Source organism: Pseudomonas sp. ARP3 (genome assembly GCF_001029595.1).
Taxonomy (GTDB): Bacteria; Pseudomonadota; Gammaproteobacteria; order Pseudomonadales; family Pseudomonadaceae; genus Aquipseudomonas; species Aquipseudomonas rhodesiae.
Window position 1 is genome coordinate 26364 of record NZ_LEKF01000024.1, and the last position, 22716, is coordinate 49079.

Below are 22716 nucleotides of genomic sequence, written 5' to 3' on the forward strand. Positions count from 1 at the left end.
AACTCCTTTAACTCGCGTTGGCAAGCGAAACCTTAGAGTGTGTTTTGTCAGGTCTTGAAACGACCAAATGCGCCCGCTTTCGCAAGGCGCATTTCTGCTCCACCACCGGCACTTCGTTATTTTCTACTTAGCAGGTTTAGCCTGCGGCGGCTGAACAACTGTAAGGGGGCGCAAGGTTGGTGTTGGCTGGGGGTTTCGAGCGCCGATCTCCCAGCGTCGCGCTTCTACTTCGGTATAAATGAAACCTGGAACGTACAGGTCGCCTTTCTCGTCCTCCCATGGATCAATGGCAATACGCATCACAACAGCTTGCGAACGAATAGGAAGCGGATTCCGGGCTCTCATAGGCACCGGTGCGTTATCTGATCCTTCAGCTATCAGCACGCGGGTAGCATTGCCAGTTGATGGTTTATCGCTGCTCGCTGTCCCGCCTTCTTGTTCTTTTTTAAGCTGGGTCTTGTAATCATCACCTTCAGTGGCCGAATAAACATCTTTCGCAGACATGCAGGTAACGCCATTAGGCATGCCTTTACATGCATATTCGTCTGAGCCCAAACCCATGATACTAGTGCAACCAGAAGTCAGTGCCGCTACTGCAATCGCCAGGATAAGTTGCTTGATCATTACGATGTCCTTACTGATTAACGTCATTGACTTTAAGAGTGGTTGCGTTGAACTTGACGGTCATGCCTTTATTAACAATGAAGTCGACTTCACGCATTGCGTCGATTTCAATAACAGGGAAAATGCTTTCCGCCATTTCCAAGTAGAAGTCAGCTATCCGCTCAAGGGCTGAGCCAGCACCGCTGAATCCGGCTGACTGAAGCGCGTTGCTATCGAATGCCTGCTCGTATACTGGAGCTACTGTCTTGCCGTCATCACTAGCTCGAGTTACGTTGATTGTCGGTACCTTTTGGACGTTAAAAGCCCCAGCTATACCTTGGAGAAAACCCGCTCCCAAGCTTCGAGCGATGATTTGCCCTTGTTTGCTTACCAGTCGGCCGCGCAAGCCTGCTTTACCGTCCTCACCTGTCGCATACGCCTCAATGCTTGCTTCAAGTACCGAGCCGTCATTGCGAACGCACGACAAACGTTCGGCACGCATATAGGCCCGTTCAGAACTGAGATCCCCCCACCCACTAGCGATCATGAAACACTCACGGAAATCCGCTCTGAAGCGGTTGGGGAGAATTGCTTCATTCTTGATACGGACGAGGCTTGGAAAGGGGTCACGCTGTGCCTGCTTCCCTGTCGGCGCATCCATGCCTGTGACCAAGACACTCGACAAAATCGAACCCGCGGGCAGCGTCACAGAAAGCTCCTCTGGCTTATCGCTCTTTCCCTCATCTTCCTTCGCCTTGATCACCCGGATCTTCGGCGCTTCCGTTTTCTCGCTGGATCGCGACTTTGGGTCTTCCGGTTGCTCTGGAGGCAAGTTCGAGTAAACGTCTGTCAGCTCTGCCGGCGAGCTCGTTGCCTTGTTGACGAATACCGATTCGCGAGGTGGGATAGGGGATCGTGCCTGGTTGGAGGCGGAGTTGTCGGACGAGTTATCCTCACTCTCACCGGTGCCCTTCTTTTCGCGTCCAACCTTCGCCAACTCTTTCTGAACCAGCTGGAGTTCTTGCTCCAAGCCGCTCACTTTTTCTTGCGTGTTTTTGAGTTGAACGTCTTTTTCTTTCTGCCCCATCGTCCGCTCAAGGCGGTTTTGCTGCGCCTGGAGCTGTCGAAGTTGGCTCGCAATGGAGTCCATGCCCAGCGCACGAGGATCTTCGTCGGTGAGGATGGCCTCGACCTGTGGCTTTGCCGCTGCGCGTGACTTACGCTCGGGAGTTGCTGCGTTCATGGCCACGCCAACGACAGTACCGACGATCAGAACCGTCCCACCGATGGCAAGCATGAGCTTGCCCCTCGGCGTGAGTTTTTCGAGGAATTGCTGAATCGCTTTCACGGATGGTTCCCCTTACTGCAACAGGCTTGGGCGGGTGGAGCTTTGCGGCACTTCGGTCGGAACCCGAGTGACTACAAACACCTCTGTTTTCTGGCCAGGCTCAAGCACCTCATCTGGCCATGCGCTTACAGCCGCTCGATGAGGGTGAGTGCAAGAGGCGTGATCGAACTCGACAGTCCTGGCCGACACGTTCTCCGCCGTGGCCACGAAAACTTTGAAGTCATGCCCTTCGATCAGCTGCGACTTGCTGAAATCGAAGCTGAGGCTTGGTTGCGCGCAGGCAGGGATCTTGTTGCCGTTCGTAAGAGCACCGAAGCTGTATCCACGTGGTAGCTTGCCCAGCGCCATTTCGCGCATCAGGGAGCGAAGCGTGTCCATGTACGGCTGAGAGCGTTCCCACTTCCGGGCCTGGCCGCTGTAGTTCGTAGACGAAGTGACTGGCAAGCCGCTCGCAAGGCCTTGCACATTTTTCGCCAGAATCAGGTTTGCTTGGATGGGGGGAACGCCCTGCGGCAGTAAGGTCAGGGAGATTGCTACGGTCTCATCGTCGTCCGGCGTGACGTACATAGTCACCGGCTTATCTTCGAAAGTTGTGACGTAAAGAACGTTACCGCTTACCGAAATGTCGGCCGTGCTCACTGTCTGGACTTTAGGTACATCGAACGGCGTGACGATACGGTTCATTTGGCCACGGCTGATCGGAATCAGGGTATTGGTGCCGCTCGAAACAACCACGTCTTGGCGGGACTCGATAGGCTGCGCTGGCACAGGCTTCTTCATAACGCTGGCCGGCACGCTGGGGTTTTCAGCAGAGCCCGGAGTGACGGCGACCAGACGTTGCTTCTTTTCCGTCTGAGGCTCCTCCTGTCGTTCCGGGACGCTCTCTGGAGTAGCGACAGGCTTGGCAACCACGTGAGGCTGCACGCTGGCGGCAACTGGCATGTTCATGCCTGGTATCTGAATCTGATCCTGGGCAATAGCTGGCAATGCAGCCGCCATAGCCAGTACCAGCGCAGCTGGCTTGAAAAAATGGAGGGAAACTGGAAGTGACATCGAGAGGACCTCTGCTCTGAGTTGTCGTCAATTCTGGGGGGCATTCCGCCGCTTGAGTTGCGTTTTCAAGCAACTTTTGCGTCTGAAAACAGAGGGCTATTCCGTATGTGCGTTGACCGGCGATACTCACAAAAAAGCCCATGCCAGGAACATCGGCATGGGCTTCTTGTGCCTCAACTTGGCGCTACTGATTTTTTTTTCTTTTCTCGCGCTCTGCTTGTTTCTCGGCCTTGCTGTTCTCGCGATCAACCACATCCTGAGTTCGAGCATCGCCAGAGTTCGTGCTGAGCCAACTCAGTACTGGCTTGTAGTCTTTGATCACAAGCTCAAACTCATAGGTTCGGTTGCTACGCTTTTTATCGCCAGCCGGCCCTTCGCTAACGGAGCGGCCGGTAACGTAGAACTTGTTCTCGTTGAGGTTATCGCGGAGCACCTTCTGCGGCTCGAAGCTCAGGGTCACACGATCCTGGCGGATCTGATGAATCTGGGTATCGAGAACCTTCATCGTGTCTTGATAGATCGCCTTATCGAGGATAGGACCCAGGGCATCCTTCACTACAGAGGCATTATGCGGGGTGACGTTGCCCAGCATCATCGCGATGTACAGAGCCCATGCGTCGGCGTATTCACCGGAACTTTGCGTTTTGCTGACCCAGGCCGTCTCAGTCAGAGTGGGTGGTATCACGGTGACCACTTCATCCTTGTTGAGTGCAGAGCAGGACACCAGCAGATTGCTCAAGACAAGGCCAGCAACGGCAATGCGCAGAAACTGATTTTCTCCGCGCATGCCATCAAACGAATTGCTAAGCGACTTTAAAAGCATCAGACGAACTCTCTCTCGTAGGAATTGGGCATGGATCGCACTCTCTTCCGGCCGATAGCTCCCCAGTGCCAGTAAATGGCGTGAAGCAGAAAGCCGTCAGGGCGGTTGTCGCAGAAGCGGCGATAGAAGCGAGCGAGCAACAGACCTACCACCGTGCAGAGAATCAGCTGTGCCAGAAGAACGCCGGCAACCAAGCCGATTCCGATCGGCATCACCTCATCCAAACGCCAAAACATAACGTGAGGCGGCTGGTCGATGTATGCCGGGATTTTGATTGGCTCACTCACTTGGCACCCCCTGCTTTGCTGATGCTGGCAATCGCTTTGAGGATGCCTTCATGACTAGCGTTGGCACCTTGAAGAACCATCGACATACCTGTCTGATTGTCCAGGAGCAGGGTCGAAGGGGTCTGTTGGATGCCCAGCTTTATTGCTTGATCGAGGTCGCCAGTTACTCGCTCAATGGCCTGCTTTGAATCCGTGCAGGCTGCAAAACGCTTCCCATCCAGGCCGAGCTCGGTCGCAAGGGACACGAGCGATTCTGAAACCCCCTTGCCGTTGCCACCTGTTTTATCGAATACCGTCTGGGTGTACTTCCAGGCAGCATCTGAGCCACCTTGCTCACCAGCACACTCGATAGCTAGGGCTTGTCGCCGAGAGGCCTCACCAAGCGCGGGGACATGGAGGATCGCGGCATTGATTTGCCCAGCCGACGACTCGATGAGTGCTTTCAACAGAGGAAAGTGATCGCGGCAGTAAGGGCATTCCGTGTCCGTCATCTCGATAAGCGTGTACCGAGCAGATGAGGAGCCATAGATCCAGTTGTCCGGAGCTGCGGGGATAACATCTTCTGGAAGCTGTTTGAGGTTGTCGACGATCTCTTGGATCGCGGCGGGGTCAACTGCCTGTGCTTTCGCAACAGACAACTCACCCTCAAGGCTTTTGACCTGGCCTTGTAGCTGGCTCATCGTGGTGAAGTGGTAGTACGAGCCAACTACCAGAGCGGTGGCAAGGGCTGTGATAGCAATAGCAAAAGGGATCGTTTTCGATGGTGTCGTTTTCGGTGCCATAAGGATCAGCCTGTCGTGGTGTTAGGGGCATTTTGCGGACAAACACCGCCTGAAAGTTCCGTTTTCAGGCGGTTTTATGGTCAGAATTCAAATGCGCTTTGGCAGGTTGCTGATCAGCACGGACAGCACGACAGGCAGCATGATGACGATGAAGGTTGAGATAACGAGCGGCGGTAAAGGCAGAGGCATCAACACGCTGAGTACGATGAGCATTCCGCCCCATGACAGGACGATCGCGGCGTTGTTATTCAGGAACGGTGATGAGTAGTCGAATCCATGCCGCTTCGCATTCCAGCGCATCCATCCGGCGTAAATAGCCGGCACCAGAACCGCGATCAGCAGTGGTAACCAGTAAAGCGTTAGAACTATCCGGTAAACCATCTGGTAGATGATTTTCTGGACGGCCTCACCTCGGGACTCGAGGTACCGAAACCACCAATCCACGTTCTTTTCGAAGGCATCCACGGTGCCCCCTCGAGGCATCAACATGTCGGAGACCACCTTTTTTGCCCCGGAGTCGATGACAAGTGCCGAGTAGTAGCGATTGGTTTTCTCCAGCACCTTCTCCATGTCCGAATCGCCAAGCAACTCAATGCCCCACTTCCGCTCCTTCAGCATCACCGTATCCACAAGCTTGTTCGGCGCGACGGTTGCCAGCATCAGGATCAGGACGAAGAAGAACGCTATAGAGGCCATAACGCCCTTTGGCCACTTCTCTTCAAGCATCTCAGCCATTGATCAGGTACTCCCGGATAGGTTGCGGGACGTTGGTTGTTTCGCACCACAGGACAACATCATCCGGTGCAGGGGCGTTGCCGTAGCTCGTGAGGATCTGGAGGATGTGGCCAAGCACTACGCGAAGCCGGATGAAGTCGCTGATGCCCTCGCGACACATACGCTGGTAAGCCACCAGCACGTCGATCAGGGCTGCGCCAATCACCTCGGGTTTATGACCCGCCTCAAGCATCTTGAAGATGAATTGCGTGCCACAACGCCATTCCAGGTCAAACGTGCGCAGCCGAGTTGTTGAGGCCTCATCCAGGCCAGTGAGCCGCTGAATTTCTAGTGGAATCGAGACAGTCATTTTTTGCTCCGGAATCAGTTGGCAGTCGGGCCGGTAAGAATGGGTAGTCGCCCCTTGCGGATATCACCGCCCGCAAACACCGCGAGATATTCGAGGTCTGGTAGCTCGCCGAGGAGCGCTGTTGGGAAGCGCTCACCCTCCTCTTGCATAAGGCGCTCACCAACATTCCCGCCCTGCACCACCCCGCCTTCACCTGCCGAGTTTCCCTGAGTACGCATCACGTATTTGTAGCGAGTTGGCGTCATCTTTTTCGCCACGAACTCCTGCGTATCGGTATCAAGGATGCGGAGGCAGATGATGTTGTTCGCGTTCCCCAAAACCTGCATGGCCTTGGCTTCGTCACCCATGCGGGCCTTGAAGTCGGCGATGGTCTGGGTTGCGATGTAGAGGTTTATCCCTGCGCCGCGGCCCTTGTTCAGCAGCTGGATGAGCTGGTCATTGATCACCTCGGCGGCCTCGTCGACAAAGATGTTCACCGGCTTAGGCAACCTGTGGTTGTAGATCTCGCCCGCGGTCGACGCCAGATCGGCCAGGGCCAGCGACCCGATGGTTGAGCCCACCATCGGGTCGGCAAGCGAGTCGAGGCCCAGGTAAAGAACCTGGTCGGCATTGATGACCGAGTTGAGGTCACTGATTCGCCGCGGGTCTTCGTCATCGATGTGCGGGGAAAGCAGCGGCCCCATTTCACCGGAGGTGAGCATCACCAGAATTGGAAGAAGGCCAGCGATCATCTTGCTGAAGTGCGATCGCTCATGCTCGAGCATGGTGAGCAGACCTTCCAGATCGGTATTCGCCTCAACCTTCGCGATATCGTTGTAATAGACCTTCCGTAATACCTTCGCCTTCTCTTCGGTGTTCCGAACCTTGGCCGAGAGAATTGCTGAATCGGCCATCCTCGCGAATTCATCTTCACCGAAGACCTTTGAACCGAAGGCCATGACCACCTTGATGGTTAACCCTGGAACATCTCCCTCAAGGGTTCTCCTGAGACCAACAAGCGTGGGCAGGATGTTGCAGATCAACATGGCCTGAATCACGCTATTCAAGGACATTTGAGCAAAGGCTTGGAATGGATCGCCGGCTTCGCTTTTCATCAACACTGCCACACGGGAGGCAACTTCCGTTGCCCGGCCGTAGTTCTTTGTCAGCGACAAACGAACCGACTTGTCCGGATGTGCAGGGTGGAAGTATTTGAACAGGCTGGCCTTCCCCATCGCCCTGCATGTGCGCTCACACGTTTCTGCTAGGCCTTTATCGCCTTTGGGATCGATTACGATCACGGGTTCACCACGAGCAATACACTGAGATATAGCTAGGTCGAACCAGCGGGTCTTACCGGCCCCTGTTGTGCCCAGGACGAGGTGGTGGATCGAACGCTGATCTGCTGGACGGAAACATGGTTCCTCCTCATCCATGCCGATCCCGTGTATCCATTTCGTACCCTTAACCTCAGCGTTGCGGCGGCCACGCTTACCGATAATGGCCTCAATATCCATCGCCTGGAGCTCGAATGCGTACTGCCCGTGCCGCTGTCGCCAAGGAAACGCCTCGCCGAAATAGAACTCGTGTGGGTGTCTCTTCACCAGCTCGATCACCTCCTCCAATGTGATGAAGGATAGATCTGCTCCAACGAGACAGGCTTTTGCCCGGTGGACACGGAGGGCCCTTGGTATGGCCGCCAGGGCGAATCCAGCCTGCACGCCAAGCGTTATCAGGTATGGGGTTACCGGCATCTCCGTAATCAGTTGAACGGCGGTGCCGGCAAGCATGGAAGAACCCCACGCAACAGCTTCCCGCGCCTCGTAGTTTTTCCGCCAGTAACTCGTGTAATCCCATTCACTCATTTTTTGGGAAGCTCCTCGTAAAGGGGGCGAACGAAAATCTTTCTGCGCTTGGCGACCTTCACGGCATCGCGGAAGCAGAACACCGCGTTCTCTAGGGATGTTGATGTGATCCCGAACTGCTCAGCGACATTCGTGAGCATGTAGGTTGTGAGGCTGAGCACAGGTGAGCCGCCTATCTCCTCAAGTACGGCCTTCTCGATCAGCGACTTCACAGCCTGCTCGAGGCTTGGGATGTCGGCTTCACGAAGCCGCGACAGGTGAGGAATAGCCCAGTCCAGCTCCGCTAACTTGCAGTAGATGACGCTGTAGTCGGCAGTGAGCATGAAGCCTTCACGGGACTGTAGGGTCCGGGTCAGGGCCGGACCTTCGACCGTAATGTCCTGCCACAACCAGCCCGCATGGACGAGCGGGTGGATGTCCTCAGCAAGGAAGGAAGATTTTCCCAGTCGAACGAATACCTTGTTTCTTGCTAATGCCGCGTTCTCGGGGTCTTGAGTCGCGGTGATGAGCTTTTGGGCAAGATCAGGTTGTTGTTCCAACAGATAGCATTCGTGCGCTGTAAGCTTCGAGACGACATCGGCTGGCAAGATGCTGGAAGCGCATGGCACCTCCTCCACGACGCGTCCGACCTCTCCGTCTTTCTGCTTCTTCGATTCCGCCGGAGGCGTAGTTTTAGGCGTGCGTTTGCCTTGCCCCATGATGGAGTTGAGGGAAATCTTTTCCTGACGAGGCAAAAGCTCCTGCGAACCTTGCCCTGATCCAGCCTGCGGATCAGCATCAGAGAGATCGGAGCTAATTTCAGCCTCAGCGGCCGAGAGTGTTTCTTCTTGATGGGGATCAGCCGCCGGCGAGTGAGGACTCAAGAAAAGCAGCATTTCCTCAAGGCTGGCAGGTGGCTCCTGAGGTGCTTCTTCCTCCTCCTCAGCATCCAAAGCTTCCTCTGGTTGGGAGGAAGCAATTACCGCCGTTTCGTCAGCCGCCGGCTCTGAATCCACATTAACAGGGGCGTCTTCGACGGGGTTCTGCGCTTGTTTGAGGCTAACCCCTGAAGAGGCGGTTGTTGGTACCGGAGCTGCTTGCCTTGGAGCCGCTTTTTTCTTTCTTGCTGGCTTCGACGATGCGGATTCTTTAGGAGGAGTAGGACCCGAATCAGCGTCAGTATCCCCGCTCGAGTCTCCAGTTAGATCGGCCCCAAACAGGTCTTCCTGATGCTCACTCAGCGCGTTCGCTGCTGCGCCAGCCGTATCGTTAGGAGCAATGACATCCTTCTGCTTTCCCTCCTTCCCAAGGCCGATGGAAACTGGCGGCGGAATCGGTGTGGTTGGAAAAAGGATGTCCGGATTCACAAGCTTCATGCAGCGCAGCGCCGGGCCTTTGCCGTTCTTGCGGAGAAGGTGGGGCGTAACCAGCCAGTACAGGTCGCCGTTTGGGGCTCTCTCTGCTATCCCGTGCTCTACCAAGGAACCAATTAGCGTGTCAGGTGATCGCGGGATGGCCACAACCCCATCACCGACCAGCATGCTCACAATCTCCTCGGCACCCTGGTTCCAAACGATGTAGATGCCATCAGTTGCAACCCATACGCGGCCGCCAGGCGTGTTGATCTTCCAGGTTCCGTCACTCAGCAACCGCAGCATTGCATCCGACACCAACCGCGGTACCGGAACACCTGTTGCATTGCCGCCGCCATTATTCGAGCCTCGATTGAGGTCACGCTTGGTGGATGCAGAGTCGGCCCACTTGACCAACTCGGTCAGAGGCGAGCTTCCGCTCCCGGAAATTGCATCGAGGAGCGCTTCGTAGATGTCGTGGCCACCTTCAATCAGCCATGCCTGTACGGCTGGCGGAATGATCCGTGTTGCTTGCGCTACAGAGACCTGAACGTGATTCCCATGCCTATTGGAATTCCAATGCAGGAAATAGCGGGTCAGCTTGTTGCGCACAGACCAGTCATGAAGCGTTTCCTGCGCGTAGATCCACTGGTTGTTGCCTTCAAAATCGGTGGCACGAATATCTGTGAGAGGCTTCCCTGCGTCGTGTAGCAGCCCCGACGCGATGCCCGCGACGTACCACCGACGCAAGCGCATGCTTCGCCGTGCCGGGGTCTCGTTTGTATCAAAGGCTGTAGTAAGGCACCCATCCAGGGTGAGCGAGGCGACCTCAAGGCTATGTCGGAGCAATCCGCCTGGGCCGGAGTGATGGTGGTTCTCCGACGCCGGCAGCATGTGCGCCAATTCGGCGAAATTCACCAGGATCGGCTCAACGTAGAGCTTGAGGTCACTGGCAGGCATCCCGACTGAATGAATAATCCGATCGAACAGTTCGTGCTGATAATTGCGCATGAACCACTGCCCGCTAACCAGCCCTGGATAACCCTCTTGGTAGGGTGGGTACCGAAGATTTCGCCAGTTATGGTTCTCCAGGTACCGCTTGATCTCAGGAGTAATCATCTGCTCGGCCGGATGCGCGAAGCTGTCCGTAAGGGCACGCTCGCTTCGAGGCCACAGGCGTTTCAGGAATGAAAATGGAGGCATACGCTTCTCGGCCATGTTGTGTGCTGAGAATGATGCGTGAGGGATACCGCCTTGAGTTTCGTTTTCAGGCAGTTTTATGGTCGAAAAAAAGCCCGGCAAGTGCCGGGCTGAGGGGTTAGAACCAGAAGGTTCCGAAAAACTGTGACGGCTCTTCGACCGTCTCATTTATTGTGTCCACCTTTTGCCGTATGCGGGGCAACGGCTCAGGTTTGGCCTTACTTTCATCGTAGGAGGCATCCACAGAGACCCGCGTAGCCATTGACGAACCGGTCTGGTGTCTCGCGATCACATCGGGCGGAATAACCGCCTCCAGCTCCTGCGCAACACCTTTCCAATCCACAGTGCCAGCCACTTCGTAGCTAGTGACTTTCACACCCAGAGCATCGGCCCGGCGGAACTCCCCCAGCAACGGCAGGATCTCGGCCTCAAGGTCTTTTGCTTCCTTGGTGAGCACTTTCAACTGGGCCTTCAGCTCAGCAATCTTGCTCTCCTTCGCCCTCCTGGCATTTGCTAGCGGACGCCATGCAGCCAGGTCCAGCCTATCCAACGGAATAACGTCCCGCTTTGGATCGGCCTCAGGCGGCACACCGCGCATCACCAGCCCCCAGAAGATTTCTTCTGCCTGAATGATTCGTCTCACCAGAAGGTCATCCCAGTCAACGATCAAACAGCAGGGTTCATGCTTCGGCGACCAAAACCACAGGTAACCGCGCCGTGCTCCACTGACGATCATCTGATGCATCACTTGCCAGCGGTACAGCTTAAATGCCTTGCTATGCTCCCTGAGTTGCAGCACCTCCAGATGGTTGGTTTCGGAGAGATTCTTGATCTCTACCGGAGACTTGTCATCCAGAACCCCATCGAACGATGCCCGAATAAAAGGGTATGCGGTCGACTCTGCACAGAACGGCAAAGCCATCTTGCCGTACTTATCCTCAAAGGCTTGTAGCGCTAGCGGTTCGAATTTGACTCCCCTCCTAACCTGCGGGATTACCGACAAGTCAGCTGGCTCGACAATTCCGACCAGTTCTTTCCAGAGTTCCAGTGGCGTTTTATCAGGGTTCTCACCCATGACGACCGCGCAACTGGTTGCACTCATGCCTTCCCTTCGCCACGCATGCCACTCGGGAGTCCGCTGTGCGATGTCAACGATCTTCATTGCTGACACCCTCATAGAACTCCAGCAAGCAGCTGGATTCAAAGGTCTTCATCTGATTTCTCCTTTTCTCAAGTTCACCACTCTGGCTCGAAAACCCAAGTGGCACCCCCGAAAAGGCGTAACCCCAGAGGGCTTTCGCCCCCTGGGGGATATTCTTTCTCTGGTGTTCCAGTGATGCTCACGCTTACGCAACCTTCGCGTAGCGGGAGTAGATTTCTTCTCGCTTGCGCATGGCATCCTCGAAGCTCAACTGACCTGCATTGCAAGCCTGAATCACTGCGACGATCTCCATGCCGCGCTGCCATTCAGCAGTACCCGACAATCGATCAAGCGCCCCCATATCTAGAAGTGCGTATCCATCGTCAAGCATGTCGCCAATGCACAGCTCCGGCGTGTCATGCGTGCAATGACCGGTGAAGCCATCACGTTGAAACGCCTGCCACCGAAAGCGCCCTTGCTGAGATGCGTCTGGGATAAGAACACCCCAGGCATCCCGGCTCCGATGCTTCAGCGTCAAGCCAAGTCCGTGGATAGTGAACTGACAAAGCAGGTACTCCAGGAGAATGAGCTTCACCTGAAATTGCTCGATCATTTCGTCAGCGTATTCCGCGAACGCCCCACCCTCTTCTTTCATCTCCCCCCAGCTAGCAAGGGAGTCCTTCAGCCCCTCAACGGTTGACGGTCGCATTGTTCTGCTCTCCTGGAAGGGAGTGGGTCAGAACGGCAAAAAAACCCGGATGGGCCTTCTCTGCTTTGTCGATCGCGTCGCCGAAGGTGGTTGCATCACAACGGAAGGTAACCTTCTGCTGTGTATGCAGGATGGTCATCGATAGGATGTAAGTCCGCATGGTGTATCTCCTTCTCAGATTTTTAGCCCTGAAAAAGAGGCACCTTCCCTGTGGGGGCGATGCCCCCTCAGGGTGATGTGTATTGCGGCTAAGTCTCAGTAAACAACGTCGACCGAGCGGCACAGCTCGTTGTAGTGATCAACCAGCTGATCGAGGAAATAAAGAAGCTGAGGCCCTGTGAGGGGCGTGTTTGGGCCGATCATTCCGGCCTTCACCAAAGCGTCTCCGATTGCGGAGGCCAGTAGATCCCTCTGTTGTTCAACAGGGGGATCTAGGCTTTCTGCATCTTGGGTATGAGTTGCCATATCGTTTTCCTTTCAGAGAGCGACAAGGGCAATCACCTGGCGGGATATGCCCCGTCAGGGAGTTTGTTTGCAGATGCCTTACGGCAGCAGCAGGGTCAGAATGAAGACGATCAAGTCAGCCATCTGATTGGTTCCTTTTTAACTGACGAAGCCCCCCTTACGGGGAAGCCCCGTAGGGTTGTGGTCAGTTCGAAGCGCCCTATGCAAAAAGGCCCCCCAAAGCGTTTTTTGGCGTCACTCGCCTTGCGACTGAGCAACGTACTGCGCAGATTTCAACTGAGTTACAGCGTAATCCCGAGCAACTACAGGCCACGTTGAAACGTACTCGAAAGCAGGTTCCCAACAATTGGCAGCACGGGCGCGCCGAACGACTTCCGCAACCTTGTTGATCGTCTTCTTAGGCAGATCAGCAGGGGGCGGAACTTGGCTTCCGTCACGGACAACTTCACCTTCAATCACGTCATCTGCCGGGGCAGGATCTGCAACTTTTGGATTAGCCGCCTGTTCGGGCTGAGCATCAGATGCCGGTTGCTGATCAACCTGGTTAGAGGTAGGCAGCGGCTCAGGTTCCACGACATCAGCAGCGCCCATGTATCGCTCAACAACTTCAACTGGCACATCGTTGGAAGAGAACCCTTCCCCAGCGTCTGTATTGAGGTACTGAATCACTCCGTCCAGCTTTGAGCCGGTCTGAGGCCAGTATTTCCTTGCAATCTTGATAGCCGACTTCTTGCGCATGGAGTCTTCGAAGTCGACCCAGGGGCCTTTCTTCTTACGTTTCCACAGCTCCGAAGCATCTCGAGCAGCATTGATTTCATCCGCGGTCACCGCCTCAACGTGAACGCGGCCATCAGGCAGAAGAGCTTCGACGTAGCAACCTACAAACTCCCCACGATCAGCCTTCTTGTCGAAAGGGTTGAACGTATGGGTCGGGCTCTGTCGCTTCCCTCTGTACTCGAACTTGTCTTTCGAGTAGACCAATTCAACGATGCAATCACGGATCGCACCGTCGTTTACAGCGACCTTGACCATGCCCCTCCAGGACACGTCCAAAACCACCTGCCCGTCTCGGGGCACCAAGTAGGCGAGCTGTCGGGATTGATTAAGAGTCAATCCGTAAGCAGCAACCTGGCTAAAGGCATTTCTAAGGCTTAGAGGGTTAGTCGTAGCGCACTTGCACAGATAGTCGTTGTTCATCATGGCCTGCGATGCAAACAGCAGCTCATTTTTGAACATCACGTCAGTCTTCGACGACTCCACTAGCTTGATGAACTTTTCTTCTTGCTTCGCAATAATTGCAACTGCGTTTTGGAAGTTATCGCTCATTTCATTTTCCTTTCTAAAAAGAAAACGCACCCGAAGGTGCGTTAATTCTTGACTGACTTCTGCCTGATTAGATGATGTTTAGAAGCAAACGGCTAATTGGGGCAAAAGGGATGTCGTCGTCGAAGCTGTCAAAGTGCTGATCATGCTGTGGAGCAGGATCGCGTGGTGACTGACTAGGACGTTGTTGTTGTTGCTGTTGCGGACGCTGCTCACGGGATTGCCCTTGAGAGTTGTCGCGCTCTGGCCTTCCACCCAGGAGCTGCATTCTGCCCTGCATGTCGACGATAATTTCGGTGGTGTACCGTTTGATACCGTCTTTTTCCCACTCTCGTGTTTGAAGCTTACCTTCGATGTATACCTGCGATCCTTTCCGCAGATACTCACCAGCGATTTCAGCGACTTTCCCAAACAATGAAACACGGTGCCATTCGGTCCTTTCGACTTTCTGTCCCGTTTGCTTGTCAGTCCACTGTTCACTTGTTGCAAGGCTGAGATTGGTTACTGCATTACCGTTAGGTAAGTAGCGAGTTTCTGGATCTTGACCACAGGTGCCAACCAAGATCACTTTATTTACGCCGCGAGCCATAGTATTTCTCCATTTAGATAGAACTACGGGGCGGCATTACCCCAATACGGGGGCAATAGCAGCCCCGTTGGGGTTTGGTTTTTCATGGGTTTTTGGTTGTACTTTTGAGACGGCCAACAAGCCGACCATGCGACGAGGCGCATGACTAAATCAGTCCACACATGTGGGCTGACTTAATCTGGGAATTCATGATGGTTGAGATTCAACCATGAGGCGCTGGGCCTGTAGATGGACTGCAAGGCATGCAATCCGGATTTATAACGCCGAGCTACTCGACGTGATAGGAAGTCTGCAACAAGCAGAATCCAATGGCAAGCGGGTTTTTTGTCCGCGTTTTTTCAGTCGCTTTTTCGTCCTGAAAACGGGCCATCCCCTTTTCTGTACGGAGGAAAATGATCCTTACCAGCCTCAGAGGATCAACCATGCACCACCTTAAATCTCTATTGCCGCTAGGCCTGGCCATTGGCTTGGCGCTCACAGCGGGTTGTGCCAACAAGCCAGAACCCCCTGCCCCAGGCACGCCATTCGAGGTCGCAAGCTACGAGCCCGATATGCGCGAATACCACACCAGCTGGGGGCATACGGGCCGAGGCGGTGCAGCATTGCGAAAACCCACCTATCAACCCGTTCTTGGCAGCCTCGATGTTCTCGAGACCCCGGCCGGGAAGCTTCACCCAGAGCTGCAAGCACGCCTTACAACGAACGATAGCGTTGCAGTCCCCTCATCCATGTTACAGGCCAACTGTGCTGACTCCGCAAATGTGGCGCAGGCCTTTGCTCTTGGCCAACCCGCCGCAAGCGAGCGCATCGTCACCTTGGCCAACGCGGCCGGTTCGGTCGATGACTACATTGCCGTCCGGAACAAGCTCTGCAAAGGGGCTCAACGGTTGAGCTACGAGGAGTGGGTCATTCTCGTCGAAGGCACCCCGAAGGATGTCCCTCTTCACCTGAAACCATCTCTTCCGCCCTCCTATAAGTGATCAGTCATGCCTAAATTCAATCCCACTCTCGCTACAGCCATTGGCGTTTCAATCGTGACCTCTGCCGTTGCTGTCGGTGTCTCTGTCTACATGGGACAGAGCTACACCGAAATGGCGGTGAAGAAAGCACTCGTTGAACAGCTGCCAGGGGCCGTCGACAAAACCCTCAAGGATCGCGAGATCGAGAAGATCAACGCCGCGAAAGCGAAAATCCTCTCGAATTGGAGCGGCGCAGCTGACACCAGCATTGAAGGTCGGCACATCTACGGCAGCATGGATGCGCAATTTACCCTGGTCGAGTTCAGTGACCTGGAATGCCCGTATTGCAAGCGCTTCCATGACACGCCCAAGCAGATGGCTGACAAGTCCGAAGGACGTATTAACTGGGAATGGCAGCATTACCCCCTGGCCTTCCATAACCCTGTGGCCGAAGTGGCAGCTCACGCATCTGAGTGCGTGGGAGAGGTCGCCGGCAACAAAGCCTTCTGGGCATTTACTGGCGAATGGTTCGCTCGCACTCAACTCAATGGCCAAGGTGTCGAGGACGTAGAGCGTCTTGCGCAGGAGGTTGGCGCTCCCCTTGATGCCTATCGTCAGTGCATGGAAAGCGGCAAATACCAAGCCTTGATCGAAGGCCAGGTGAAGAAAGGCACGAACATGGGCGTCACCGGCACGCCAGCAACGGTCGTAGTCGACAACCTCACAGGCAACAAACTGCTGGTGAAAGGTGCGCAAAGCACACAGGTGCTACTCCAGACCATGCAGCAGCTGGTCAAAATGCGCGACGAGGCTCCCAACCAAGACAAGCTGGATACCCCTGCTGAGGGCGCGGCCAATGAGATCGGTGCTCAATAGGCTGGGTGAATGGGCCGACCAGCTAGATTTCGGGGGCAGTCATGCGCTTTCTAGCGCTCGTGTCGCTATGACTCAGCAGCTTGAAGGTCGGGCGGGTCTTTTCCATGCGCTACGCAGGGCCAGTACCTGGGATGAGGTTTTCGATCTCATCTCAGCCAACGGATACAGCCTCATTCCAAACGGAGAGGATTTTATCGCCGCGGACACGAGTACAGGACTTATGTTCTCTCTCTGGGATTGTGGTCATAGTCGGCTCGTATTTGAGGAGAGGCTTGGTCGTTTACCGGATTTACCACCCATGAGTCGATGACTCCAACCCCGCCCCGGCGGGGTTTTTCTTGTGCTTGGGATATTCCAGAGCGGTGATGTACTGGGCACGACCTCAACGAACGTATCAGGGAGATACGCCATGACCGATCTACCACGCATTGCATCGTTTCGCCAGTTGGACGAACACCTGAAGAAAACTGGTGTTCCACGCGACGAACAGATGATTCGCAACAACATCTACATTGCACCGCTTGACTGGTTTGCTATTGAAGAAGGCTTCAATCTGAGGCCAATCGATCCTGACCATGCCGAAGGCTTCGCCAAGTCTTATGAGCAGGGCCTGTATGTGCCTCCAGTCGTCGCAGAACTGAAGATCATCGACGGCAACCCTCGCCTCGTGATCCGAGAAGGTCACCATCGCCTTACTGGCGCGCGCATCGCAGATGGGCGCGGTGCAAATCTTCCAGGCCTGATGGTCAACGAGTTCAAAGGAAATCAGTCCGACGCTGTTGTGATGATGATCAAGACCAGCGAAGGCAAAGAGTTGCTGCCGCTGGAGCGAGGAGAAGGCTACAAGCGCCTGGCCGGGCAAAACTGGAGTCCAGCCCAGATCGCCGATCGCATGAACAGGAGCATCACTCATGTTGAGCGACTGCTGCTTCTCGCCAACGCAGAGGAGAACGTCAAACAGCTCGTTCGCGAGGGGGTAATTAAAGCGTCTCCCGTCATCGATGTTCTGGTGGAGTTGCGAGGAACTGGGCAAGACCCGTATCCAAAGCTGCTGGGGATGATCGAGGGGGCTAAGGCCTCCGGCCGTACCCGCGCAACGGGCTCAGACGCCAACAAAGCGCTGGGCAAGTTCAAAGTGACACCTAAGGAGGCCATGAGTGCGTTCAGCGCACTGAGCGGCCTTACAGGAAGCCTGCGTGATCAACTCAAGTCCGGTGGCGATGCGCAGCATGAGTTGCGGCTTGACTCGAAGGCGGCGGAGTCGCTGCTGAAGATCCTGGAGAAGTATGAGGCCAGCCAGAACACGGCTGAAGCCTGAGGAGGCGGTAATGCTGCACATTGAGCGCAAGGTAGGGGAGTCGATTCGGCTAGGCACCGACATACAGGTGATCGTCACAAAGGCTGCAAACGGTACGGTCAGATTGGCGTTTGAAGCGCCGAAAGAGGTAAAGATCTACCGCGAAGAGATCTACCAGCGCATCCAGAACGAAAAAACACCCTGATCACATAGTCAGTTGTTCGACTTCGCTTGGGATCACCGCCGAAGACGGTAACCTATGGCTATCGAAAAAAGGAGTTTCACCATGAAGAACAGCAGTATCACGATCCGCACCGGGCTTCTCGCCGCAGCTATTGCCCTCCTGGTCGGGTGCTCTTCCTCGCCGAAGGCTCCCTCCGTGCAGCTACCTGATCCGCAGAATGTACCGAAAGAAAAATGGTCCGATGCGATGCACGTTTTGACTGCCATGAAGATTTCTGGCCAGCGCGACGTGCCGCGTGAAATGGCTGAGACCTTCGCCAATTCAGCACCAGGCCGCACCAGCGGGACAGCAGGCGCTGATGCTGCGATTGCCGGCGTCAGTCTCGCGGCACCGCCAAGCGGCTTTAGTGGTGGAGCTGCTGCAAGCGTAAGCCTCGGCCTTATGATGCTTGGCGGGTCGAGTGACCCTGCGCACGCAACTCAGGTTGTGGCCTGGGTGCCGGCTGATGAGGCCTCCTCCCCTGAAGTGTAGAAGTCTCGACTTAATCTGACACCCCTCTTGAAAAAGAGCGGGGCTACCGGGTTTGATGGTTGTGCGAGCAATCACCAACCCAAGAGGAGTAGCCCCGCATGAACGTTGTAAATCAACCGATTGTTAAGCACAAGTTGGGCTTGTTGAACCTGGCCGAGGAACTCGGCAACGTTTCACAGGCCTGCAAAATCATGGGCGTGTCGCGAGACACCTTCTATCGCTACCAGGAAGCCAAGGCGAACGGTGGAGTCGAAGCCCTGCTACAAAAAGATCGCAGAAAGCCAAACCTAAAAAACCGTGTCGATGAGGCTGTTGAACAATGCGTACTGGACTACGCCATTGAACAACCCGCCCACGGCCAAGTCCGTGTCAGCAATGAACTGCGTAAGCGTGGCACATTCGTCAGTCCCTCAGGTGTACGATCAATCTGGCTGCGGCACGCGCTGGCGAACTTCAAGCAGCGTCTGACTGCTTTGGAAAAGCACGTTGCGGCTACAGGCTCTGTTCTGACCGAAGCCCAGGTCGTTGCTCTAGAGAAGAAACGTGATGACGATATCGCCTGCGGCGAAATCGAAACGGCCCATCCGGGCTATCTTGGCTCCCAGGACACGTTCTACGTCGGCACTATGAAAGGCGTAGGCCGTATTTATCAGCAGACCTTTGTTGATACCTACAGCAAGGTCGCGTTCACCAAACTCTATACAACGAAGACGCCAATCACGGCAGCAGACCTGCTCAACGACAAAGTGCTACCGTACTTTGCAGAGCAAAACGTCCCCGTGCTGCGGATTTTGACGGATCGTGGAACGGAATATTGCGGCAAGCTGGAGCAGCATGATTACCAGCTCTACCTGGCAATGAATGACATCGAGCATACCCGGACGAAAGCCGCGTCACCGCAAACTAACGGTATCTGCGAGCGGTTTCATAAGACGATCTTGCAGGAGTTTTACCAGGTTACTTTCCGGAAAAAGATCTACCAAAGCATGGAGCAGTTGCAGGCCGATCTTGACCAGTGGGTGGCCCACTATAATGATGAACGGACTCATCAGGGAAAAATGTGCTGTGGCCGGACGCCGGCAGAGACATTTGAGGATGGAAAGAAAATCTGGCTGGTCAAAATGATCAACTGAATTTGACCTGACAGTCACGACCTCAAATCCGGTAACTGTCAGATGAAGTCTGAGTTTCTACACCTGAAGAGGCATCTGCACTTGCACTCAAGAAGGTAGAAGAAGCCCGCAAGAAGGTCTTTGAAAAAGGGATGTCGAAGCTACCAATGCATGTTGGTAAATACCCGGATGGCCATTCCCGTGCTTACGCATCGTTGGCTGATAGCTACGCTGAACGTCCTATCCCATTCACCGACAACGCCGCCCCTGCACCTGACTTCGTGAAGTCAGCCGCTGCATACGGGCCTATCTTCATTCGGGACAATCAATTCGTCCTTGATGCCTCAAAAAATGGCATGACGCCATCTGAAGCCATGCTACTCGCATCGCGCTACCTACCGGATTGGGTCTACATCTACCATCCTGGCCAGAAGCTGCGGAAGAACTCAATTCCCGCAGCAATTTTCAATCGAGGCGAGGCCAAGTACTTCGTCGGCAAATAAGTCAGCAGCAATAAAAAAGCCCCGCATTGCGGGGCTTTTTTACTGCTTGATCACTTCATATCAAGCTCATACTGTTTCTTCACCGCGTCGACGTCGAAACCCTCCAATCGCTCCAGGTTGCGATCCAGGGTATTCAGGCGTTTGGTTCCCTCAGAAAACTGTCCCAAGCCACTACCGCTTCCCGTTACATCTTCAAGAGAAACAGTCGAAGCAGTTGGCAGTCTGCCTGCGAGATTCAACATGCCAATCCACTCGGACAGATCCACACGCGACCAATCCATTTTGCCCAACTGATCGGGTGTGATCCCCTCGCAGGTCGGGGTTTTCACCTCTCCCCATCCCAACCCTAGCTGTTCACGAGCCGACTCCTGGATGATCCTCGCAACAACTGAGCCAAAGCAGCAATACGCCTCGCGCTTTTCAACGCAAGACCCAAGCACTTCGGAAGCGCAGTAGCTGCCAACAAAATGGCATTGTCGGGTTTCCTTTTTCGCCCCTAGCTCGAACTCTTTCTCCTCGCATTCCCAAATGATATTGATCAGCAGATCTACGATCACGTAGACCATATACACCCAGCCGATAATGTTCACCACCATCGCAGCGTTTGCCCCAAGACCAGTTACTGCGCCATCGGCCCCAGTTGCAAACACAGCATCTGCTGCCGCGGTCGCTCCCATATCCACCATGGCGTCATATGCCTGTTGCATGAGCCAGGTTTGCAGCTTACTCAAGGCTGTCTGCTCAAGGGTGCCGCTGAGCGTCTTCTCGAATGCGCCTGTAGCAGCATCCACGATAGACCCCCATTGCCCCTTCACGACCGAGGTACCAGCTGCCATCACAGCGTTACTTCCCGCAGCCCAGTATCCGGGCGCGAACAGGCTACCCGTTCTGTTCAGCGCTTCCAGCGAACTGGTCATCTTGAGCGTGTTCATCGTCAGGTTCACATAGTCGAAGATGGATACGCTTTCTGGCGCTTCACAACAATCGACGTAACCGCCGAGTGCTTTTTTGCACTCCATTGCCTCGCCCTTGAACACTTTGCAGTCATTGGCTTCATTGATATCGGTACCATCACCACCGCAGTCCAGGTCGTGCTCAGCAAACTGAGCAACCTGAAGCATGGCCACCGCATAGGCAAAATCGCCACTTTTAGTGTTCGACGAGTCGAAACACTCACTGCCCATGCACCGCGCCCCACCAGGGCATTCGATTTGGGCACCAGTGTTCACGATTGTTTCGTAGCTGGTGTCATAACCGCAGTCCCAGACCTCCTCGAAGGCATAACAAGCACCTGTCTCGCCTTTTGCGCCATCAATACAGCCTTGAGAGATAAAACCGCAGCTTGGATTCTGCTCGTACTGGGTGCAGGTATTCAGGTTACCGCCATCATTTGAGGGGCACCGTTGCACACCTTTGGCGTCCGTGTAGCAATCCATATTGCCCTTGTAGTAAGAGCACTCGGCGCTTACCTTGGCCTTTTTGCAAAGCGGATCGATGTTCGGATGCGGGGATGGTGGCATGTCCGAGCGGCAGATCTGAACGCCATTGGTTTCAGTACAGCCATTGGCATCCACTGCCGGCATAGACGTGCACGACATCTGCGCGTTGGTGCAGAACCCATCCTCGATCATGTCGAACATAGGCAGGCGCTCTTCCGGCCCCCAACCTTTATCGACAAACGCCTTTGCCGGGTCATAAATGATCTTGATACGGGCGTAACCCTCACCACCGCCGGTGACCGAGGTGCGAGTTTTGAACGTAATCACGTCATCATCACTGCCGAATTTGTCAGTGATCACCTTGTTCGGAGCTACGTTCCAGCTTGTTCCACGCTCGCAGGAGCCAGATGTTTCAGGTGGGAAAACGCCTGGTGTATGTGTCCAAAGCATCTGATCATTGAACAGAATTTGGAAATAGTCATCGAAAACAGCTCTGTCAATTGTGGCTGAGATGATGGCATCCTTAGCTATCACGCGGAATCGGGTGTACTCCTCATAAATCGCGCAGTTACCACCCCAATAGTTGTCCCCGACCGTGCCGACCCATATATACAAGCAGCCGCGACCGCATGACTGGAAGTTTGGCTGCCCGGAAACATATTCGATTACACCTACCTTGTAATCATGCAAGAACTCAACGTTCCCGCCCTGATCCACTACACGCTCACATGTTTTGTAGTTAGCAACGTGGGCGTTTTTCGTCACGTTCTCAAATACATCGGTCGATTTGCAATCTGCGAAATTTTGCTTAAACCCGTCCATGAAGTCGGGCGAGCGAACTTTATCAGCCTGGTTGAGCATAGGGTCTTTGGACAGATCTACAGACATGCGATTGCCGCTGTCGATAAGCGTTCTATATGCCTCCCCCTCAGAGGACGATTCCGATTTCAGACGGGTATTGGCCCGCAACCCAAGATCAATCGTCTTCACATCGTCGCCATAGACCTTCTCCAGCGAGACCGTATCGCCAGCGTCAGGGAAAAGATCTTGGAGCGTGACCGAGGCATTCCCACCGTCGAAAACCTGAAGTGCCTGTTGGCCTACCGATTGGCCCGCCGCCGATCCTGCGGTCACTGCGTCAGCCCAAGCAGTGAAGGTCATGCTATTGAGATATAGGCCTATGACGGTCGCGTTGACCAGGCGTATGAGCGTGGTTTTGAGTGGTTGTCGCAT

At 54.7% G+C, this 22716-nt stretch carries 24 protein-coding genes; 7 read left to right on the top strand and 17 right to left on the bottom strand.

Annotated features, from left to right (window positions below; all coding sequences use genetic code 11):
- Positions 1–123 precede the first annotated feature (123 nt).
- From traV to ABX75_RS22870, 16 genes are all read right to left on the bottom strand, one after another.
- Positions 124–624, bottom strand: coding sequence for a type IV conjugative transfer system lipoprotein TraV (gene traV / locus ABX75_RS28735; protein ID WP_011077989.1), 501 nt, complete (start codon positions 622–624; stop codon positions 124–126).
- 10 nt (positions 625–634) lie between these two features.
- Entirely contained in the window at positions 635–1951 is a 1317-nt protein-coding gene (locus ABX75_RS22800) for a TraB/VirB10 family protein (protein WP_047882709.1), read from the bottom strand.
- Between the two features lie 12 nt (positions 1952–1963).
- Positions 1964–3004 carry a type-F conjugative transfer system secretin TraK gene (locus ABX75_RS22805; protein WP_047882710.1) on the bottom strand — a complete coding sequence of 347 codons (1041 nt, stop codon included), beginning with the start codon at positions 3002–3004 and terminating at the stop codon, positions 1964–1966.
- A 184-nt stretch (positions 3005–3188) separates the two neighbouring features.
- The gene (locus ABX75_RS22810) at positions 3189–3827 is read right to left on the bottom strand and encodes a TraE/TraK family type IV conjugative transfer system protein (RefSeq protein WP_011077986.1); all 639 of its coding nucleotides are present in this window, start codon (positions 3825–3827) and stop codon (positions 3189–3191) included.
- Positions 3827–4114, bottom strand: coding sequence for a type IV conjugative transfer system protein TraL (gene traL / locus ABX75_RS22815; RefSeq protein WP_011077985.1), 288 nt, complete (start codon positions 4112–4114; stop codon positions 3827–3829). Before traL ends, ABX75_RS22810 begins: the two co-directional genes overlap by 1 nt.
- Positions 4111–4896 (bottom strand): thioredoxin domain-containing protein, encoded by a 786-nt coding sequence (locus tag ABX75_RS22820; RefSeq protein WP_011077984.1) that lies wholly within the window; start codon positions 4894–4896, stop codon positions 4111–4113. Before ABX75_RS22820 ends, traL begins: the two co-directional genes overlap by 4 nt.
- 87 nt (positions 4897–4983) lie before the next feature.
- Positions 4984–5631, bottom strand: coding sequence for a DUF4400 domain-containing protein (locus ABX75_RS22825; RefSeq protein ID WP_016502349.1), 648 nt, complete (start codon positions 5629–5631; stop codon positions 4984–4986).
- On the bottom strand, positions 5624–5980 hold the full coding sequence (locus ABX75_RS22830) for a hypothetical protein (RefSeq protein WP_011077982.1): 357 nt from the start codon (positions 5978–5980) through the stop codon (positions 5624–5626). Before ABX75_RS22830 ends, ABX75_RS22825 begins: the two co-directional genes overlap by 8 nt.
- A 14-nt stretch (positions 5981–5994) precedes the next feature.
- The gene (gene traD / locus ABX75_RS22835) at positions 5995–7824 is read right to left on the bottom strand and encodes a conjugative transfer system coupling protein TraD (protein ID WP_011077981.1); all 1830 of its coding nucleotides are present in this window, start codon (positions 7822–7824) and stop codon (positions 5995–5997) included.
- On the bottom strand, positions 7821–10373 hold the full coding sequence (gene mobH / locus ABX75_RS22840; RefSeq protein WP_047882711.1) for a MobH family relaxase: 2553 nt from the start codon (positions 10371–10373) through the stop codon (positions 7821–7823). The genes traD and mobH overlap by 4 nt, the downstream gene beginning before the upstream one ends.
- Before the next feature lie 100 nt (positions 10374–10473).
- Entirely contained in the window at positions 10474–11517 is a 1044-nt protein-coding gene (locus ABX75_RS22845; RefSeq protein ID WP_016502347.1) for a YqaJ viral recombinase family protein, read from the bottom strand.
- A 184-nt stretch (positions 11518–11701) separates the two neighbouring features.
- Positions 11702–12205: a hypothetical protein gene (locus ABX75_RS22850; RefSeq protein ID WP_013100893.1), complete on the bottom strand. Its 504-nt coding sequence runs from the start codon at positions 12203–12205 to the stop codon at positions 11702–11704.
- Positions 12186–12365, bottom strand: coding sequence for a hypothetical protein (locus ABX75_RS22855; RefSeq protein ID WP_047882712.1), 180 nt, complete (start codon positions 12363–12365; stop codon positions 12186–12188). Before ABX75_RS22855 ends, ABX75_RS22850 begins: the two co-directional genes overlap by 20 nt.
- 95 nt (positions 12366–12460) lie before the next feature.
- Positions 12461–12670, bottom strand: coding sequence for a hypothetical protein (locus tag ABX75_RS22860; RefSeq protein WP_017848002.1), 210 nt, complete (start codon positions 12668–12670; stop codon positions 12461–12463).
- A 234-nt stretch (positions 12671–12904) separates the two neighbouring features.
- On the bottom strand, positions 12905–13996 hold the full coding sequence (locus ABX75_RS22865) for a RecT family recombinase (RefSeq protein ID WP_047882713.1): 1092 nt from the start codon (positions 13994–13996) through the stop codon (positions 12905–12907).
- Positions 13997–14063: 67 nt separating this feature from the next.
- Complete coding sequence (locus tag ABX75_RS22870) at positions 14064–14582, bottom strand: single-stranded DNA-binding protein (protein WP_047882714.1); 519 nt, start codon at positions 14580–14582, stop codon at positions 14064–14066.
- 422 nt (positions 14583–15004) lie between these two features.
- Between ABX75_RS22870 and ABX75_RS22875 the strand changes: the two genes are divergently transcribed.
- The 7 genes from ABX75_RS22875 (at position 15005) to ABX75_RS22910 (ending at position 20044) form a co-directional block, all read left to right on the top strand.
- Positions 15005–15562 (top strand): hypothetical protein, encoded by a 558-nt coding sequence (locus ABX75_RS22875; protein WP_047882715.1) that lies wholly within the window; start codon positions 15005–15007, stop codon positions 15560–15562.
- 6 nt (positions 15563–15568) lie between these two features.
- Positions 15569–16417, top strand: a complete 849-nt coding sequence (locus ABX75_RS22880) for a DsbA family protein (RefSeq protein ID WP_011077972.1) — start codon at positions 15569–15571, stop codon at positions 16415–16417.
- A gap of 409 nt (positions 16418–16826) precedes the next feature.
- Entirely contained in the window at positions 16827–17735 is a 909-nt protein-coding gene (locus ABX75_RS22890; protein ID WP_047882717.1) for a KorB domain-containing protein, read from the top strand.
- A 10-nt stretch (positions 17736–17745) separates the two neighbouring features.
- Complete coding sequence (gene csrA / locus ABX75_RS22895; RefSeq protein WP_016502343.1) at positions 17746–17919, top strand: carbon storage regulator CsrA; 174 nt, start codon at positions 17746–17748, stop codon at positions 17917–17919.
- A gap of 81 nt (positions 17920–18000) precedes the next feature.
- A complete protein-coding gene (locus tag ABX75_RS22900) occupies positions 18001–18429 on the top strand; it encodes a hypothetical protein (protein WP_177329707.1) in 429 nt (142 codons plus the stop codon).
- Between the two features lie 98 nt (positions 18430–18527).
- Positions 18528–19562, top strand: coding sequence for an IS481 family transposase (locus ABX75_RS22905; RefSeq protein WP_047882718.1), 1035 nt, complete (start codon positions 18528–18530; stop codon positions 19560–19562).
- Between the two features lie 131 nt (positions 19563–19693).
- Complete coding sequence (locus ABX75_RS22910) at positions 19694–20044, top strand: hypothetical protein (RefSeq protein WP_177329708.1); 351 nt, start codon at positions 19694–19696, stop codon at positions 20042–20044.
- A gap of 50 nt (positions 20045–20094) precedes the next feature.
- On the opposite strand, the gene traN is transcribed toward ABX75_RS22910, so the two are convergent.
- Positions 20095–22716, bottom strand: a complete 2622-nt coding sequence (gene traN, locus ABX75_RS22915) for a conjugal transfer mating pair stabilization protein TraN (RefSeq protein ID WP_047882719.1) — start codon at positions 22714–22716, stop codon at positions 20095–20097.

Excerpts from the sequence above, each read along its gene's own strand:
- ABX75_RS22810 (WP_011077986.1), bottom strand. The coding sequence starts at position 3,827 with ATGCTTTTAAAGTCGCTTAGCAATTCGTTTGATGGCATGCGCGGAGAA.
- mobH (WP_047882711.1), bottom strand. The coding sequence starts at position 10,373 with ATGGCCGAGAAGCGTATGCCTCCATTTTCATTCCTGAAACGCCTGTGG.
- ABX75_RS22825 (WP_016502349.1), bottom strand. The coding sequence starts at position 5,631 with ATGGCTGAGATGCTTGAAGAGAAGTGGCCAAAGGGCGTTATGGCCTCT.
- ABX75_RS22880 (WP_011077972.1), top strand. The coding sequence starts at position 15,569 with ATGCCTAAATTCAATCCCACTCTCGCTACAGCCATTGGCGTTTCAATC.
- ABX75_RS22865 (WP_047882713.1), bottom strand. The coding sequence starts at position 13,996 with ATGAGCGATAACTTCCAAAACGCAGTTGCAATTATTGCGAAGCAAGAA.
- ABX75_RS22860 (WP_017848002.1), bottom strand. The coding sequence starts at position 12,670 with ATGGCAACTCATACCCAAGATGCAGAAAGCCTAGATCCCCCTGTTGAA.
- traN (WP_047882719.1), bottom strand. The coding sequence starts at position 22,716 with ATGCGACAACCACTCAAAACCACGCTCATACGCCTGGTCAACGCGACC.
- ABX75_RS22850 (WP_013100893.1), bottom strand. The coding sequence starts at position 12,205 with ATGCGACCGTCAACCGTTGAGGGGCTGAAGGACTCCCTTGCTAGCTGG.
- ABX75_RS22890 (WP_047882717.1), top strand. The coding sequence starts at position 16,827 with ATGACCGATCTACCACGCATTGCATCGTTTCGCCAGTTGGACGAACAC.
- ABX75_RS22870 (WP_047882714.1), bottom strand. The coding sequence starts at position 14,582 with ATGGCTCGCGGCGTAAATAAAGTGATCTTGGTTGGCACCTGTGGTCAA.
- ABX75_RS22805 (WP_047882710.1), bottom strand. The coding sequence starts at position 3,004 with ATGTCACTTCCAGTTTCCCTCCATTTTTTCAAGCCAGCTGCGCTGGTA.
- ABX75_RS22875 (WP_047882715.1), top strand. The coding sequence starts at position 15,005 with ATGCACCACCTTAAATCTCTATTGCCGCTAGGCCTGGCCATTGGCTTG.
- ABX75_RS22820 (WP_011077984.1), bottom strand. The coding sequence starts at position 4,896 with ATGGCACCGAAAACGACACCATCGAAAACGATCCCTTTTGCTATTGCT.
- ABX75_RS22905 (WP_047882718.1), top strand. The coding sequence starts at position 18,528 with ATGAACGTTGTAAATCAACCGATTGTTAAGCACAAGTTGGGCTTGTTG.
- csrA (WP_016502343.1), top strand. The coding sequence starts at position 17,746 with ATGCTGCACATTGAGCGCAAGGTAGGGGAGTCGATTCGGCTAGGCACC.
- ABX75_RS22830 (WP_011077982.1), bottom strand. The coding sequence starts at position 5,980 with ATGACTGTCTCGATTCCACTAGAAATTCAGCGGCTCACTGGCCTGGAT.
- traD (WP_011077981.1), bottom strand. The coding sequence starts at position 7,824 with ATGAGTGAATGGGATTACACGAGTTACTGGCGGAAAAACTACGAGGCG.
- ABX75_RS22855 (WP_047882712.1), bottom strand. The coding sequence starts at position 12,365 with ATGCGGACTTACATCCTATCGATGACCATCCTGCATACACAGCAGAAG.
- ABX75_RS22845 (WP_016502347.1), bottom strand. The coding sequence starts at position 11,517 with ATGAAGATCGTTGACATCGCACAGCGGACTCCCGAGTGGCATGCGTGG.
- ABX75_RS22910 (WP_177329708.1), top strand. The coding sequence starts at position 19,694 with ATGTCGAAGCTACCAATGCATGTTGGTAAATACCCGGATGGCCATTCC.
- traV (WP_011077989.1), bottom strand. The coding sequence starts at position 624 with ATGATCAAGCAACTTATCCTGGCGATTGCAGTAGCGGCACTGACTTCT.
- ABX75_RS22900 (WP_177329707.1), top strand. The coding sequence starts at position 18,001 with ATGAAGAACAGCAGTATCACGATCCGCACCGGGCTTCTCGCCGCAGCT.